General features: G+C 66.1%; 18 protein-coding genes and 1 tRNA gene. 12 read left to right on the top strand and 7 right to left on the bottom strand.

Features of this window, described 5'->3' with window-relative positions; genetic code table 11:
- Window positions 1-34: 34 nt before the first annotated feature.
- On the bottom strand, window positions 35-802 hold the full coding sequence (locus P0Y33_RS10485) for a DUF5781 family protein (protein ID WP_279527358.1): 768 nt from the start codon (window positions 800-802) through the stop codon (window positions 35-37).
- Between the two features lie 189 nt (window positions 803-991).
- On the opposite strand from P0Y33_RS10485, the gene P0Y33_RS10480 reads away from it, so the two are divergent.
- The 9 genes from P0Y33_RS10480 (at window position 992) to P0Y33_RS10440 (ending at window position 7,932) form a co-directional block, all read left to right on the top strand.
- Window positions 992-3,178, top strand: a complete 2,187-nt coding sequence (locus P0Y33_RS10480) for an elongation factor EF-2 (RefSeq protein WP_279527357.1) — start codon at window positions 992-994, stop codon at window positions 3,176-3,178.
- Window positions 3,179-3,357: 179 nt separating this feature from the next.
- Window positions 3,358-3,519 (top strand): hypothetical protein, encoded by a 162-nt coding sequence (locus tag P0Y33_RS10475; protein ID WP_279527356.1) that lies wholly within the window; start codon window positions 3,358-3,360, stop codon window positions 3,517-3,519.
- On the top strand, window positions 3,503-4,042 hold the full coding sequence (locus P0Y33_RS10470; RefSeq protein ID WP_382217587.1) for an amino acid-binding protein: 540 nt from the start codon (window positions 3,503-3,505) through the stop codon (window positions 4,040-4,042). Before P0Y33_RS10475 ends, P0Y33_RS10470 begins: the two co-directional genes overlap by 17 nt.
- Complete coding sequence (locus P0Y33_RS10465; RefSeq protein WP_279527354.1) at window positions 4,039-4,986, top strand: homoserine dehydrogenase; 948 nt, start codon at window positions 4,039-4,041, stop codon at window positions 4,984-4,986. Before P0Y33_RS10470 ends, P0Y33_RS10465 begins: the two co-directional genes overlap by 4 nt.
- A 132-nt stretch (window positions 4,987-5,118) precedes the next feature.
- The gene (gene tuf, locus P0Y33_RS10460) at window positions 5,119-6,381 is read left to right on the top strand and encodes a translation elongation factor EF-1 subunit alpha (RefSeq protein ID WP_279527353.1); all 1,263 of its coding nucleotides are present in this window, start codon (window positions 5,119-5,121) and stop codon (window positions 6,379-6,381) included.
- Window positions 6,382-6,384: 3 nt separating this feature from the next.
- A complete protein-coding gene (gene rpsJ / locus P0Y33_RS10455) occupies window positions 6,385-6,693 on the top strand; it encodes a 30S ribosomal protein S10 (protein WP_279527352.1) in 309 nt (102 codons plus the stop codon).
- Between the two features lie 100 nt (window positions 6,694-6,793).
- Window positions 6,794-6,865, top strand: a tRNA-Ala gene (locus tag P0Y33_RS10450).
- Window positions 6,866-7,061: 196 nt separating this feature from the next.
- Window positions 7,062-7,295, top strand: a complete 234-nt coding sequence (locus P0Y33_RS10445) for a DUF7385 family protein (RefSeq protein ID WP_279527351.1) — start codon at window positions 7,062-7,064, stop codon at window positions 7,293-7,295.
- Window positions 7,296-7,404: 109 nt separating this feature from the next.
- Window positions 7,405-7,932: a GNAT family N-acetyltransferase gene (locus P0Y33_RS10440; protein WP_279527350.1), complete on the top strand. Its 528-nt coding sequence runs from the start codon at window positions 7,405-7,407 to the stop codon at window positions 7,930-7,932.
- Window positions 7,933-7,977: 45 nt separating this feature from the next.
- Here the strand turns inward: P0Y33_RS10440 and P0Y33_RS10435 are convergent, their stop codons facing one another.
- Window positions 7,978-9,291, bottom strand: a complete 1,314-nt coding sequence (locus P0Y33_RS10435; protein ID WP_279527349.1) for an RNB domain-containing ribonuclease — start codon at window positions 9,289-9,291, stop codon at window positions 7,978-7,980.
- Between the two features lie 643 nt (window positions 9,292-9,934).
- Window positions 9,935-10,222 (bottom strand): DUF7562 family protein, encoded by a 288-nt coding sequence (locus tag P0Y33_RS10430; protein WP_279527348.1) that lies wholly within the window; start codon window positions 10,220-10,222, stop codon window positions 9,935-9,937.
- An 88-nt stretch (window positions 10,223-10,310) separates the two neighbouring features.
- Here P0Y33_RS10430 and P0Y33_RS10425 point away from each other — a divergent pair, with 88 nt between their 5' ends.
- Window positions 10,311-10,790, top strand: coding sequence for an RNA-binding protein (locus P0Y33_RS10425; protein WP_279527347.1), 480 nt, complete (start codon window positions 10,311-10,313; stop codon window positions 10,788-10,790).
- Window positions 10,791-10,852: 62 nt separating this feature from the next.
- Window positions 10,853-11,053: a DUF7835 family putative zinc beta-ribbon protein gene (locus P0Y33_RS10420; protein WP_279527346.1), complete on the top strand. Its 201-nt coding sequence runs from the start codon at window positions 10,853-10,855 to the stop codon at window positions 11,051-11,053.
- A 52-nt stretch (window positions 11,054-11,105) separates the two neighbouring features.
- On the opposite strand, the gene P0Y33_RS10415 is transcribed toward P0Y33_RS10420, so the two are convergent.
- From P0Y33_RS10415 to P0Y33_RS10400, 4 genes are all read right to left on the bottom strand, one after another.
- Window positions 11,106-11,813 carry a DUF1028 domain-containing protein gene (locus tag P0Y33_RS10415; protein ID WP_279527345.1) on the bottom strand — a complete coding sequence of 236 codons (708 nt, stop codon included), beginning with the start codon at window positions 11,811-11,813 and terminating at the stop codon, window positions 11,106-11,108.
- A 45-nt stretch (window positions 11,814-11,858) separates the two neighbouring features.
- Window positions 11,859-12,212, bottom strand: a complete 354-nt coding sequence (locus P0Y33_RS10410) for a cell division protein SepF (protein ID WP_279527344.1) — start codon at window positions 12,210-12,212, stop codon at window positions 11,859-11,861.
- Between the two features lie 342 nt (window positions 12,213-12,554).
- Window positions 12,555-12,953, bottom strand: coding sequence for a DUF5611 family protein (locus tag P0Y33_RS10405; protein WP_279527343.1), 399 nt, complete (start codon window positions 12,951-12,953; stop codon window positions 12,555-12,557).
- A gap of 39 nt (window positions 12,954-12,992) precedes the next feature.
- Window positions 12,993-13,979 carry a DUF7093 family protein gene (locus P0Y33_RS10400; protein ID WP_279527342.1) on the bottom strand — a complete coding sequence of 329 codons (987 nt, stop codon included), beginning with the start codon at window positions 13,977-13,979 and terminating at the stop codon, window positions 12,993-12,995.
- A gap of 130 nt (window positions 13,980-14,109) precedes the next feature.
- Here P0Y33_RS10400 and P0Y33_RS10395 point away from each other — a divergent pair, with 130 nt between their 5' ends.
- A complete protein-coding gene (locus P0Y33_RS10395; RefSeq protein WP_279527341.1) occupies window positions 14,110-14,247 on the top strand; it encodes a hypothetical protein in 138 nt (45 codons plus the stop codon).
- The last annotated feature ends 168 nt before the right edge of the window (window positions 14,248-14,415 follow it).

The following is a 14,415-nucleotide window of genomic DNA, read 5'->3' as shown; positions in this document are numbered from 1 at the left end:
TCCCCGGGTCGAACTGGGAGCGACGGAGTCGCGGTCAGTCGGCGGCCGGTCCCGTCGTCGTGTCGTGGGAGTCGACGTACCCGCGGACGAGGTCGACGAGCGCCCGGCGGTAGTCGCTCTCGTCGGGGTCGCGGGCGAGTGACTTGAACGACCGTTTGAAGAAGTCGAAGTCGACGTTCGGTGCGTCCTCGGCGGCCGCGTGGGCGAGGTCGTAGATGCGGTGGTCCGCGTCGACGGCGTCGTGGCGTTCGAGGAGCGCGAGCGCGAACGCAGCGTTCACGGCGGTCATCGAGGGGTCGGCGCCGGCCGTCATCCGGAGGCCCTCGGGTCCGGCGGGGGCCTGTGGCTGGTCGGCGACGGCGCGGGCGAGTTCCGACTCCAGGAAGGCGACCAGTTTCTCCGAGGGGGCGACCGAGAGCGTGATGTCGTCGGCGTAGATGTCCTTCGCGTGGTTGGCGAGTTGATAGCAGTGCGTGAGGACGCGGCGCTCAACGCGGCGACCGGTGAGCGCGAGGTAGAGGACTTCTTCCATCCCCATCGTGTGCGAGGGGTGGGATTGTTCGTGGCGGCGCATGTGGGCGTACTCGTGGAGGGCGAGTTCGCGCGCCATGGCGGAGGTGGCGGTCTGCCGGGAGATGTTGAGGACGTGGTGGTCGTCGTGGTGACCGGCCCACGTTCGTTCGTCGGGGTCGTCCCGGACCTTCACGTGGACCGGGAGGTCGAGGTCGTGTTCCACCTCGAAGAGGTCCCGGGCGCCGAGGAAGGGGTTCGGAGGGACGGTTCCCTGCACGTGGACGTCCATGTGTACGTCCCTCACGGGATTGTCGAAGAAGACGTTTTCGGGCACGGAGGTCTTCGCCGTCTGTCGGTCGTCTCCCAGCGGGCCCGTGTCTCCACGCGAGCGCTACGGGGTGCGAGTGCACGCCACACCCGTCGACGCCCGATTCGAAACACTACCCTTTTCACGCTCCTGTCGGTAGTCACCTGTATAATGGGCCGACGCAAGAAGATTGTCGAACAGTGTGAACGGCTGATGGACAACCCGGACCAGATCCGGAACATCGCCATCGCCGCCCACGTCGACCACGGTAAGACGACCCTGACTGACAACCTCCTCGCCGGTGCGGGGATGATCTCCGAGGACACCGCGGGCGAGCAGCTCGCGATGGACACGGAGGAGGACGAACAGGAACGCGGCATCACCATTGACGCCGCGAACGTCTCCATGACCCACGAGTACCAGGACACCGACTACCTCATCAACCTCATCGACACGCCGGGCCACGTCGACTTCGGTGGCGACGTGACGCGTGCGATGCGCGCCGTCGACGGTGCGATGGTCGTCGTCGACGCCGTCGAGGGCGCCATGCCGCAGACGGAGACGGTCCTCCGTCAGGCGCTCCGCGAGGGTGTCAAGCCGACGCTCTTCATCAACAAGGTCGACCGCCTCATCTCGGAGCTCCAGGAGGGGCCCGAGGAGATGCAGCAGCGACTCCTCGACGTCATCCAGGACGTCAACGAGCTCATCCGCGGCATGACCGAGGAGATGGAGGACATCGAGGACTGGACGGTCTCCGTCGAAGAGGGGACCGTCGCCTTCGGGTCTGCCCTCTACAAGTGGGGCGTCTCGATGCCCTCGATGCAGGCGACCGGCATCGACTTCGGTGACATCATCGACCTCGAGCGCGCCGACAAGCGTCAGGAACTCCACGAGCGCTCGCCGCTCTCGGACGTCGTGCTCGACATGGTCTGTGAGCACTTCCCGAACCCCGTCGCCGCCCAGCCCCACCGTGTCCCGCGTATCTGGCGTGGCGACGCCGACTCCGACCTCGCACACGACATGCGTGACGTCAACCCCGACGGCGAGGTCGTCTTCATGGTCACCGACATCGGTATCGACCCGCACGCCGGCGAAATCGCCACCGGGCGTCTCTTCTCCGGCACCCTCGAGAAGGGTCAGAACCTCCACGTCTCCGGGACCGCCGGGACGAACCGCATCCAGTCCGTCGGTCTGTTCATGGGTGGCGAGCGCGAGGAAGTCGAGCGCGTCCCCGCCGGGAACATCGCCGCCGTCACGGGCCTGAAGGACGCCATCGCCGGCTCCACGGTCTCGTCCGTCGAGATGACGCCGTTCGAGTCCATCGAACACATCTCCGAGCCGGTCATCACGAAGTCCATCGAGGCGAAGAACATGGACGACCTGCCCAAGCTCATCGAGACGCTCCAGCAGGTCGCCAAGGAGGACCCGACGATCCAGATCGAGATCAACGAGGACACCGGCGAGCACCTCGTCTCCGGGCAGGGTGAACTCCACCTCGAAGTCATCACCCAGCGTATCGAGCGCAACCAGGGGATCCCGGTCACGACCGGTGAGCCGATCGTCGTCTACCGCGAGTCGCCGCAGTCCTCCTCCCAGGAGGTCGAGGGCGTCTCCCCGAACCGCCACAACAAGTTCTACATCACCGTCGAGCAGCTCGACGACGACATCGTCGACAAGATCAAACTCGGCGACGTCTCGATGGACATGCCCGAGCAGGAGCGCCGTGAGGCCCTCCAGGACGCGGGCATGGACAAGGACACGTCCCAGAACGTGGAGAACATGGTCGGGACGAACATCTTCGTGGACGACACGAAGGGTATCCAGCACCTCAACGAGACGATGGAACTCGTCGTCGAGGGCCTGCAGGAAGCCCTCGAGGAGGGCCCGCTCGCCGGCGAACCGGTCGAGGGTGCACTCCTCCGTCTCCACGACGCGCGCCTCCACGAGGACGCCATCCACCGTGGTCCCGCCCAGGTCATCCCCGCGGTCCGCGAGGCCGTCCACCGCGCGCTCATCGACGCCGACATCAAGCTCCTCGAACCGATCCAGGACGTCCGTATCGACGTCCCCTCGGAGCACATGGGTGCGGCGTCCGGCGAGATCCAGGGCCGCCGTGGCCGCGTCGACGACATGTACCAGGAAGGCGACCTGATGGTCGTCGAGGGCATCGCGCCCGTCGAGGAGATGATCGGCTTCTCCAGCGACATCCGCTCCGCGACCGAGGGCCGCGCCTCCTGGAACACGGAGAACGCCGGCTACCGCGTCCTGGCGGACAACATCCAGCGTGAGAAGATCATGGAGATCCGAGAGCGCAAGGGCATGAAGCAGGAACTGCCCGAGTCCATCGACCAGTTCTAAGGTCGACTCCGTCCGGGCTCCCGAACACCGACCGTCGGCCCACCTTCCGTTCTCGGCGGTGTGCCGTTTCTCCGCTTCTTTCTCGTGTCGACGAGCGACGTGTCCGCGACGCGACCCGGTCCCCGGCAAGAACGGCAGAAGTCAAAGCCTTATAACGCGCTCGCCACTGACACAGAGGTATGCACCCGGACGTCCTGTCCGACGGTCGCATCGGCACCGAGTACCGACGCCGCCCGGCGACCGTGACACGCACACCGAGTGGACGTTCGACGCCGACGTGTACCCGGACCCGGACGCGGACCCCGACGGTCGACGGGAGCGGGGGTGAGTCCCGTGTCTGAGGCCGACGAGGAACGCCTCCAGACGCACACCATCCGCCTGGAACTCGTCGACGAACCCGGCGAACTCCTGGCGGCACTCCAACCCATCTCCGAGAACGGCGGGAACCTCCTCTCGATCTTCCACGAGCGCGGGTCGCTGACGCCCCGCGGCCACATCCCGGTCGAGGTCGACCTGGAGTGCACGCCGCGGCAGTTCGAGCGCATCATCGACGCCCTCCGCGAGGGCGGCGTGAACGTCATCCAGGCCGGCGCCGAGCGCTACGGCGAGGAGGTCACCGTCCTCCTCATCGGCGACCTCATCGAGACGGACCTCTCGGACACGCTCTCGCGCATCGAGGAGTGCGCGCGCGCCTCGGTCGTCGACTTCTCGTTGACCGACGAGGAGGGGATGGAGGGCCGTTCGAGCGCCCGCGTCCGCATCGCCGCCCAGGAGGGGTCGATCAGCGAGGCGCTGGAGACCGTCCGCGAGGTCGGAGCGGAGAAAGAGCTGAAAGTCGTCGAACCACTGGTGGGTGAAGCATGAAACTCTGTATCATGGGCGCTGGCGCGGTCGGACGGTCGGTGGCCGAACTCGCCGGCGACTACGGACACACGGTGACGGCGTTCGCCGACTCGTCGAGCGCCGTCGTCGACGCGGGAGGTATCGACGTCGAACAGGCACTCGCACACAAAGACGAGGTCGGTCGCGTCGGCGAGGGCGACCCCGCGGACGCGCTGGGCGCCGACTACGACGTCCTCGTGGAGGCGACGCCGACGACGCTCGGCGACGCCGAACCCGGCTTCTCGCACGTCGAGGCAGCCCTGCAGAACGACCGCCACGTCGTCCTCGCGAACAAGGGTCCGGTCGCCGAGCGCTACGACGACCTGCGCGCACTCGAACGCGAGAGCGAGGGGACGGTCCGATTCGAGGCGACCGTCGCCGGCGCGATCCCGGCCATCGCGACCATCGAGGGCCTCGACCCCGACCACGTCACGGCCGTTCGCGGCGTCCTCAACGGGACGGCCAACTTCATCCTCACCCGGATGGCGACGGAGGGTCTGAGCTACGAGCACGTGCTCGCAGAGGCACAGGACCTCGGCGTCGCGGAGGCCGACCCGACCTTCGACGTCGAGGGGACCGACGCCGCGCTGAAGTGCGTCATCCTCGCGAACGTCCTCTACGACGGCGGCTACTCGCTCGACGACGCCGAGGTCGACGGCATCTCGGACGTGCCCGCGAGCGCGCTCGAACTCGCCCGCGAGGACGGTCGCACGGTCCGCCTCATCGGCGAGGTCTCCGGTGGGGAGGTCCGCGTCGGGCCGCGACTCGTCCCCGAGCACGACACGCTCGCGGTGACCGGAACCCAGAACATCGTCCAGTTGGAGACCGAACACGCCGGTCGGCTGAACGTCTCCGGACGGGGGGCGGGTGGACCCGAGACGGCCAGCGCCGTCCTCGCCGACGTGGGTCGACTCCCTGATAAGTGACGGCCTGACACGCCACCCGCTCTCAATAATCGCAAGAGGGCGCGGCGGTGGCGCTAAGACAGTATCGAAATGGTTTTAACTCGAACTACCGAATAACTCCCACAGAGCGCGCCTTAGCGCGAATCCCTGACCATGAGCGACATACCGCACCAGAACTTGGCCGTCATCGGCCACGTCGACCACGGGAAGAGTACGATGGTCGGACGCCTCCTCTACGAGACGGGGAGCGTTCCCGAGCACGTCATCGAGCAGCACAAAGAAGAGGCCGAGGAGAAGGGCAAGGGCGGCTTCGAGTTCGCCTACGTCATGGACAACCTCGCCGAAGAGCGCGAGCGCGGTGTCACCATCGACATCGCCCACCAGGAGTTCGACACCGACGAGTACAACTTCACTATCGTCGACTGTCCTGGCCACCGCGACTTCGTCAAGAACATGATTACGGGTGCGTCCCAGGCGGACAACGCCGTCCTCGTCGTCGCCGCCGACGACGGTGTCGCGCCCCAGACCCGCGAGCACGTCTTCCTCGCCCGTACGCTGGGCATCGACGAGCTCATCGTCGCCGTCAACAAGATGGACGTCGTCGACTACTCGGAGGACACCTACAAGCAGGTCGTCTCCGACGTCAAGGACCTCCTCAAGCAGGTCCAGTTCAACACGGAGGACGCCTCCTTCATCCCGACGTCCGCCTTCGAGGGCGACAACGTCTCCGAGCCGTCCGAGAACACGCCGTGGTACGACGGCGAGACGCTCCTCGAGGCCCTCAACAGCCTCCCGGTTCCGGAGCCGCCGACGGACGCGCCGCTGCGTCTCCCGATCCAGGACGTCTACACCATCTCCGGCATCGGTACCGTCCCCGTCGGACGTATCGAGACCGGGACGCTGAACACTGGCGACAACGTCAGTTTCCAGCCCTCGGACGTCGGTGGTGAGGTCAAGACCATCGAGATGCACCACGAGGAAGTCCCGAGCGCCGAGCCCGGTGACAACGTCGGGTTCAACGTCCGCGGCATCGGTAAGGACGACATCCGCCGTGGTGACGTCTGTGGTCCCGCAGACGAGCCGCCGACGGTCGCCGAGACCTTCCAGGCTCAGCTCGTCGTGATGCAGCACCCCTCGGTCATCACCGCTGGCTACACGCCGGTCTTCCACGCCCACACGGCGCAGGTCGCGTGTACCATCGAGTCGATCGACAAGAAGATGGACCCGTCCTCGGGTGAAGTCGCCGAGGAGAACCCGGACTTCATCCAGTCCGGCGACGCTGCGGTCGTCACCGTTCGCCCGCAGAAGCCCCTCAGCATCGAGGCGGCCTCCAACATTCCGGAGCTCGGTTCCTTCGCTGTCCGCGACATGGGTCAGACCATCGCGGCCGGCAAGGTCCTCAGCGTCAACGAATAATCCATGCAACAGGCACGAGTTCGGCTCGCCGGCGTCAGCCCGGACGACCTCGACGACATCTGCGACGATGTCCGAGAGATCGCCGACAAGACCGGCGTCAGCCTGAGCGGGCCGGTCCCGCTGCCGACCAAGAAGCTCGAGATCCCTTCGCGCAAGTCCCCCGACGGTGAGGGGACGGCGACCTGGGAGCACTGGGAGATGCGCGTCCACAAGCGTCTCATCGACATCGACGCGGACGAACGCGCCCTCCGTCAGCTGATGCGGATCCAGGTCCCGGGCGAAGTCAGTATCGAGATCGTCCTCGAGGACTGAGCCGGACTCCCCGGCTCGATCTCGGGATGCGACGGCACCCGATATCGGACGGAAACGGAACCCACTAATACATCCGTCCGTTATTGGGGAATGCGTACGAGGGCTCGTAGATCAGTGGCAGATCGCTTCCTTCGCAAGGAAGAGGCCCGGGGTTCAAATCCCCGCGAGTCCACTCCCTCTCTTCGTTCGGTCGTTCCCTCGCGTAGTCACACTCGCTCACGCTCGCGTGACCCCCGCAAGTCCATCGCCCGCCGTCCGTAGCGACTGCAGGCCGATTTTCGGACTCCATCGAACGCGACGACTGTCGGCGACGTCGGGTCCCCGACCCCTAGAGCTATCACGACGTATCACCATCTCCCGAGACGACGATGGACGACGACGAATTCGACGAGCTCGTCTCCTCGCTGACTCCCTACGAAGAGGCGGGTGGCGTCAAGACGTACCGCAACACCGTCAGTATCGCCTGTCCGGCGTGCGACGACCCGTTCGACGACCTCGTCGTGTGCCGCGACGAGTACAACAGTCTCGAACTCTCGAAGATCCTCGACCTCTGTGTGACGACCCACGACGACGACGTCCTGCTGTTCACCCACCAGCAGTAATCCTCGTGGGGTCGTACTGTTCTCCTCCCCGGCGCGGCGTCGACGCCGGACCGTCGCACGACCCCTCGGCACCTCCACACTTTTGGCACCGTGGTACGACGTGTCATATATGGTCCGATACAGGAGTGCGACCCCCGACGACGCACCGGCCGTCCGCGACGTAGCCCGTCGCTCCTGGCACGCCACCTACGACTCGCTGGCCGGTCCCGAGACGGTCTCGGAGACCGTCGACGAGTGGTACGACCCAGCCGACCTGCCCGAGCAGATTCGGGAGGCGACCTGCTTCCGCGTCGCCGAGGACGCCACGGCCGGGGGAACGGACGCGGGCGCGGACGTTGACGGAGGGCGAGTCGTCGGGTTCGTTCACGGCGAGTACGACGGCGACGGTCCGGCCCGACTCCCGCGGTTGTACCTCCTCCCGGACCAGTGGAGAGCGGGCGTCGGTACGTCGCTGCTCACCACCGCCGAGACGGCGCTCCGCGGGGCGGGCGCGAGCGACCTGGAACTGTCGGTACTCGTGGACAACGACGTCGGTCGGACGTTCTACGAGTCACGCGGTTTCGAGCCGGTCGAACGCCAACACTCGAACCTCGGCGTCGACTCGCTCGTGATGCGAAAAGAGTTGTACGAGGACTGAGGCGTCGTCAGATCGAGTCCGGCGACGTGGTGTGGGGAGTGTGGCTCAGTACTCGATCCCGTCGACCGTCTCGTCGACTTCGAGCCCGCGGTTCTTCACCTGGTCGGCGTCGAGGCCGACCTCCTCGAGGAAGTCCTTGTACTCGCGTTCGCAGTTCTCGGCCTTCTTCTGCTGGTCGCTGGCGTGGTCGCAGAGTTCGACGAGGTTCTCCGGGACGTCGTTCTGGTAGACGATCCAGTGGTTCACCAGGTCGCTCATCCGGCGAATGGGACTGGTGAAGTGGCCGTAGATCTCGAAGTTGAGCGCGTGGTGGCCGCCGAAGGGGTCGTTCATGTACTTCGCGCGCGGCATCACCTTCATCACGGCCCACTGGATCTTGCCGAGTTGGCGTTCGGGCGCCTGTTCGAGCGTCGCGTTGACGGCCTTCCGCGGGTCGTCCCAGGAGGCGCCGGGGATGGAGACGCCGTCGAGTTCTTGGATCTCGCGGAGCGCCTCGTCCCACTCGTCGGGCGAGGGCTGGGGGTGGACGCGGTAGACGGCCTCGACACCACGGGACCACATGAGTTCGTGCGTGACAGCCTTGTTGGCCTTCAGCATGCACTCCTCGATGATGGTGTGCGCGCGGTCACGGCTGGGGTTGAGGACGAGCGACCCCTCTTCCTTGCGGTTCTCGTGCATCCGGTCGGCCAGTGAGTGGACGAGGACGAGTTCGTCGTGGAGGGGTGCCTCGGGGTCGTCGAGACGCTCCTCGGCCTGCTTGTAGGTGAGGCGTTCGTCGGACTGGATGACGGATTTGTAGATGTCGATGTCCTCGTAGGAGAGCGTCTCCTTGTCGAGGTGCATCTCGACGGTGTGGGCGAGGCGGTCCTCGTTGGGGACCAGCGAACAGACCGTCTCCGCGAGCATCGGCGGGAGCATGTGGATAGTGTAGCCCGGGAGGTAGACCGTGTTCCCGCGGGAGACGGCCTCGTCCCACATCGCTGTCTCGGGCGTGACGTAGTGGGTGACGTCGGCGATGTGGACCCAGACGACGTACTCGTCGTCGCGCTCCTCGACGCTGATGGCGTCGTCGAAGTCCTGGGCGTCGACCGGGTCGATGGTCCACGTCGCCATCTCGCGGAGGTCTTCGCGCTCGTCGACCTCGTCCTCGATCTCCTGTTGGACGTCGGTCGTTCGTTCCTCTGCCTCCGCCATCACGTCGCTGGGGAAGACGTCCCGAATCTCGAACTTCTCGAAGAGGTCCTCGCGTTTGTTCTCGATCTGCCGACCGAGGTCCTCGCCGACGCGGACGGGACCTTCCTGGTCCTCGCCGTGTTCGGCGGCGGGTTCCTCGGCGGGAGAAGTAGCGTCGTCTGCCATACACGTGGCTAGGTGTGTGGGGGAGTTAGGACTGTCGCAAGGTTGGAGACTCGGAACGAGCGAGGGGAGTGAGCGAGTGAGAGTCTCCGAACGACGAGCGGGAGGAGCGGAGCGACGACACGCGAGTAGGGTAGTCCGGAACGAGCGAGGGGAGTGAGCGCGTGAGAGTCTCCGAACGACGAGCGGGAGGAGCGAAGCGACGACACGCTCACTTCGTACGTCCGTCTCTACCGCGCCGCACCGCGCCGTCACTCGCGGGTCGTCCCTCCCCGCTCGCGTTTCGGAGATTCCTCGCTCACTTCGTTCGCCCATCTCTACCGCGCCGCACCGCGCCGTCGCTCGCGGGTCGTCCCTCCCCGCTCGCGTTTCGGAGATCCCTCGCTCACTTCGTACGTCCGTCTCTACCGCGCCGCACCGCGCCGTCACTCGCGGGTCGTCCCTCCCCGCTCGCGTTTCGGAGATCCCTCGCTCACTTCGTACGTCCGTCTCTACCGCGCCGCACCGCGCCGTCACTCGCGGGTCGTCCCTCCCCGCTCGCGTTTCGGAGATCCCTCGCTCACTTCGTACGTCCGTCTCTACCGCGCCGCACCGCGCCGTCACTCGCGGGTCGTCCCTCCCCGCTCGCGTTTCGGAGATCCCTCGCTCACTTCGTTCGCTCGGAATCTCCCTCTGTCCGCGCGGCGTCGACGTAGCGGTGGAGGAACTCCTCGTTCGAGAGACTCCCCGCGCCGACGTCGACGAGGAGCGACTCGAGTCCGGCGCGGTCGGCCTTCGAGAGTCCCCGGTAGCACGACTTACAGAGGTACTCGAACTCCTTCCCGTCGCGGTCCCAGCGGTCGCCGTACTTGTCGTACTCCCGGGCCTGCTCGCGGTCGAGGTCCTCGCCGCAGGCGATGCACGTCACCGAGGCGTCACTCCCGGGGGTCCACATCTCGTCTCGCCCTTCGACGGCGGGTCACTTAGCCGTTCGGCCGGAACCGAACGGACGTTTTAAGCGGCGAGCGGCCGGAGGGTCGACTATGGAGATCTCTTCGCGCCACCACCTCCGAAGCGACGCGGTGGACGAACTCAACGAGAACCTCGAAGAGACGGTCGGGGTCACCATCGACGCCGACACCTTCGAACTCGCGGAACTCGCGGACACCGACTACGACATCGTCCTCGTCGACGGGGAGCCACTCGTCTGGTACGTCGACGACGAACCGTTTCTCACGGTGCGTGGCGCCAACGCGTACCCGCCCGAGAAGAACGTCGTCACGGTCGACGCGGGCGCCATCGAGTTCGTCAGCGGCGGTGCCGACGTCATGCGGCCGGGTATCGTCGAGGCCGACGACAGCATCGACGAGGGCGACCTGGTCGTGATCCAGGAAGAGACCCACGGTAAGTCGCTGGCTATCGGCCGCGCGCTCGTCGATGGTGAGGAGATGGGCGGCGACTCCGGTCGGGTCGTCGAGTCGCTCCACTACGTCGGCGACGAACTCTACGAGTTCGAACCCTGACTGCCGACCGCGACGACCTGTCGCGGTGTTAAGGGGAGCGGCGGTGTACTCTCGTTGCTCGCATGACGCAACGTCGAGCGTCCCCCTCGGAACACGTCGAAACGTGCCCGAGTTGTGGCTCCGAGACGCCACACGAGGTCGGAATCGAACTTCGAACCGAGAGTGAGCGATCGGAGAACCGGGCGTTCTCGCGTGAACCCTACCGCGTCGCCGAGCGCACGCGGTGCGGTGAGACGCGCGTCCGGCGGATGAACGACGCGTAGCGAGCGGGGACTCTCCGTCCCCTCGGGACGAGGATGGCGTCGAACCGCGTGGTCACTCGTCGAGTTCTTCTGCGTACTTCTCCAGTGCCGCTTCTTCGCCCTCGACGGCCAGTCGGTAGGTCTCTCGGAGGTCCTTCACGGGCGAGCGCGTCGCGTCGACGCGCAGGTCGTTGTAGTAGTGGTCGCGTTCGCGCTCTTCGGTGGAGGCGACGACGACGGCCGCGCTCTGTACTTCGAGGTCTTCGCGTTTGTCGCCCCCCTCGGCGTGGCCCGCCCCGAGCGCGTCGACGAGTCGTTTCACGAGCGGGTCGGGGTTCTCGGCGTCGCGTGCTGTCTCCCACCCGTCTTCGTAGGTCTCGGCCGTCGCCTCGACGACGGACTCGCCGGTGAGCAGGTTCCCCGCGACGGTGTAGTTCTCGCCCTCGGTGTGGCCGTACCAGCCGCGACACTCCTCGCCCGAGTAGGTGAACGCCCCCTCGGCACCGACGCCGTGGAGTTGGCGCTGTTCGGCCTCTTCGTCGGCGTTGAGGAGTGCTTCCAGGGCGTCCTCGACGGCGAGCCCGTCTTCGAGGTACTCGATACCCTTCCGGCCGAGTTCGACGTTGACGAGACTCTGTGTCGCGACGGCGCCGTGTTCGCTCGCGAACGGACAGAGCGTCCCGACGGCGGGGAGGCGGGTCGTGACGGCGACGCCGAAGCGGGTCTGTTCGTCGCCCTCGTCGTCCGTGTACGGTTCGCGGACGCAGATGCTGAAGGTCACAGTCGAGAGAAAGGCGAGTCGACGCTAAAAGTCCGCGGAGCCGTATTACCGGTTCAACTTCTCCCGGGAGATGGCGACACCCGTCGGGACGATGATGATCTGGTCGTCGCCCTTCTGGATGATGTCGCCGTCGACCTCGCGGGCGACCTGCCGGAGTTCGTCGGTGACGTGTTCGACGGTCCTGTCCTGTGTCCGGAGCCGAGTGATGTCCGCGATGACGATGTCGCCGTCGTAGACGGCGTCCTTGATGGCGATGACGTCTTCTTGGCCGTCGATCTCGGCGATGTGGACCTGCATGTTCGCCTCGGCCGACGTCGTGTCGAAGTCCTCGACGTCGAGTTCGACGTAGTCCTCGGTCGAGCCACCGCGGCCGCCGAGGATCTTATCCATGAATCCCATAGGTACACGTCACACGGTCCGTCTCATTAGTTGTTACGTCAGACGGAGCAAAACGAGATTCGGAACGAGCGAGCGAAGGGAGCGAGTGAGAATCTCGGAATTGCGAGCGGGAGGAGCGAATGCGACGACACGCGAGCAGCGAGATTCGGAGCGAACGAAATGAGCGAGAATCTCGAAATAGCGAGTGGGAGGAGCGAATGCGACGACACGCGAGCAGCGAGAACCTTGGAGAACGCGAACGGGGAGGCACAACCCACAACGGGAATCTCGGGCAGGCGAGCGACGACGCCGTCGCTCGACGGCCGAAAACCGAGAGAAATCGGGGGTCGCGTGGAGGAGCCGTTACTCCGAGACGCCGTCGGGGGTCTCGGCGTCGTCCTCGACCTGGCGCTTGAGGGACTCGCGGCGAGACTTCGCGTCGCGGCCGGTGACTTCCTTGAGGAAGTCGTTCTTCGCACTCACGGCGTCCTCGGCGGCGTCGACGTGACCGTCGGCGATGACCTCGGCGGCGTCGCGCTCGACGAACTCGACGGCGAGTTTGTCCTTCTTCGAACCGTACTCGGCCGTCCCGGCGATGATGCGCTCGAAGACCGGGTTGTCCGGGTCGTCGACGACGTAGAGTTCGTGGCCGTCGTACTCTTCGGTCCCGGTCACTTCACCGAAGTACTCCTCGATCTTCGCCTTCATGTCGGGAACGCGGTCTTCGAGGTGCTCGCCCCGTCGCATCTTGTACTGCTTCATGCTTCTCAGAAGAGGATGCGCGAGTAAAACACCTTCGCGTCACTCCGAAGTCGGGTCGTGCAGGTAGCCACGGTGGCACTCGGGACAGATGTCTCCCTGGCGGAGAGAGGGCGACGGTCCGGCGTCGAAGCCACACGCCGGACAGGTGAGGCCCTCCTCGGCCGTGCTCTCTGCCTCGTCGGTGGTGCCGGTGTCGTCGATGAACTCGGCGTCGAAGCCGTCTTCGACCGTTGGTTCGTCCGCCTCGGAAGGAGACGGTTGCCCGGCACTGACCTCGGCGTCCGACGTCGAGCCCCCGGGTTCGGCGGCGAACCCCTCGTCGTCACCTTCGGGAGTCGGCCACGAAGGCGCGGTGTCCTCGGTGTCGTCCGCGTCTTCACCGTCGTCGGCGTCTGCTTCGTCCGGGGTGTCCTCGGTGTCGCTCGTCGACTCGAGTCCGCCCTCGGCTCCGGTCTGGAGCACTTCGGTGTCGCGTTCCTCCTGTCGAGTGTCGTCGGCCGCGGGCCACTGCCCCGGCTGGCGGTCGGGGGCGTCCGGTTCCTCGCCCTCCTCGTCGAGGATGATGGCGTCGTCTTCCGTCGCGTCGGTGGCGGCTTCGAACCCATCGTCGTCGCCGACGCGCGGGTGGTCGGCGGCGTCGCCGGCCGTCACGTCGTCGAATCGACTCTCGTGCTGTGTCGACTGCTCGGTCGTCGGTTCGGGTTCCGACTCGTCGCCCTCCCCGCCCGTCTCGTCGCCGACGTGGGAGACGGCCGAGACGAGGTCGCGTTCGCCCGCGGACCCGTCCGCGCCGTCGTCGGCGTCCGCCGTGCCCGTGTCTTCGGTGTCCGCGTCGAGTCCGACCGTCTCGGCGTCGACGGCAGTCCGGACCTCGGTGTTCTCACTGACGACCGACTCGGCACCACAGCGTTCGCAGTGTTTCACTTCGCGGACCGTCTCGACGACCTCGTTTCCTTGCTCCTCGCGGCTTCGTTCGACCTCGACGTCACCGTAGTCGTGGCCGAGCAGGGAGCACTTGAGACCCATTGCACGCTTTTTCGCCAGTCGGCGGCAAAAGGCTACCGCTCACGGAGTCGTCGACGGCGTCGACCCCGGACTGCTGCAGGCCGTGCCGCGGACACGTCGTTTATACTCTAGGGCGCAGTACACACGACCGATGGTGAGTGCCATCCGGGCCCAGTGTCGTGGGTGCGGACGAACGTGGGCCTACGACCAACTCGACAAGACGTCTTCGTACGGACAGACGAACATCCACTGCCCGCAGTGTTTCGAGCGGATGGGACTCGTCGGCTGAATCTCGCTCGTGGTGCGGCCGGCCCTTTACTTTCTCCCGAAGCGTAGGTGAAACTGTATGTCCTACAAGAACGTCTTCACACTCGTTCTGTTCGCCGTCGGCGTCGCACTCCTCGACCGACTCACGAGCGACGACCGGACGCGCATGCTCTGAGGTGAGCGTCGCGTC

Origin of the sequence: Halospeciosus flavus (assembly GCF_029814175.1) — an archaeon.
Lineage (GTDB): Archaea > Halobacteriota > Halobacteria > Halobacteriales > Halobacteriaceae > Halospeciosus > Halospeciosus flavus.
The sequence above is the reverse complement of the archived record's forward strand: the minus strand, read 5'-3'. Positions and strand labels throughout refer to the sequence as shown.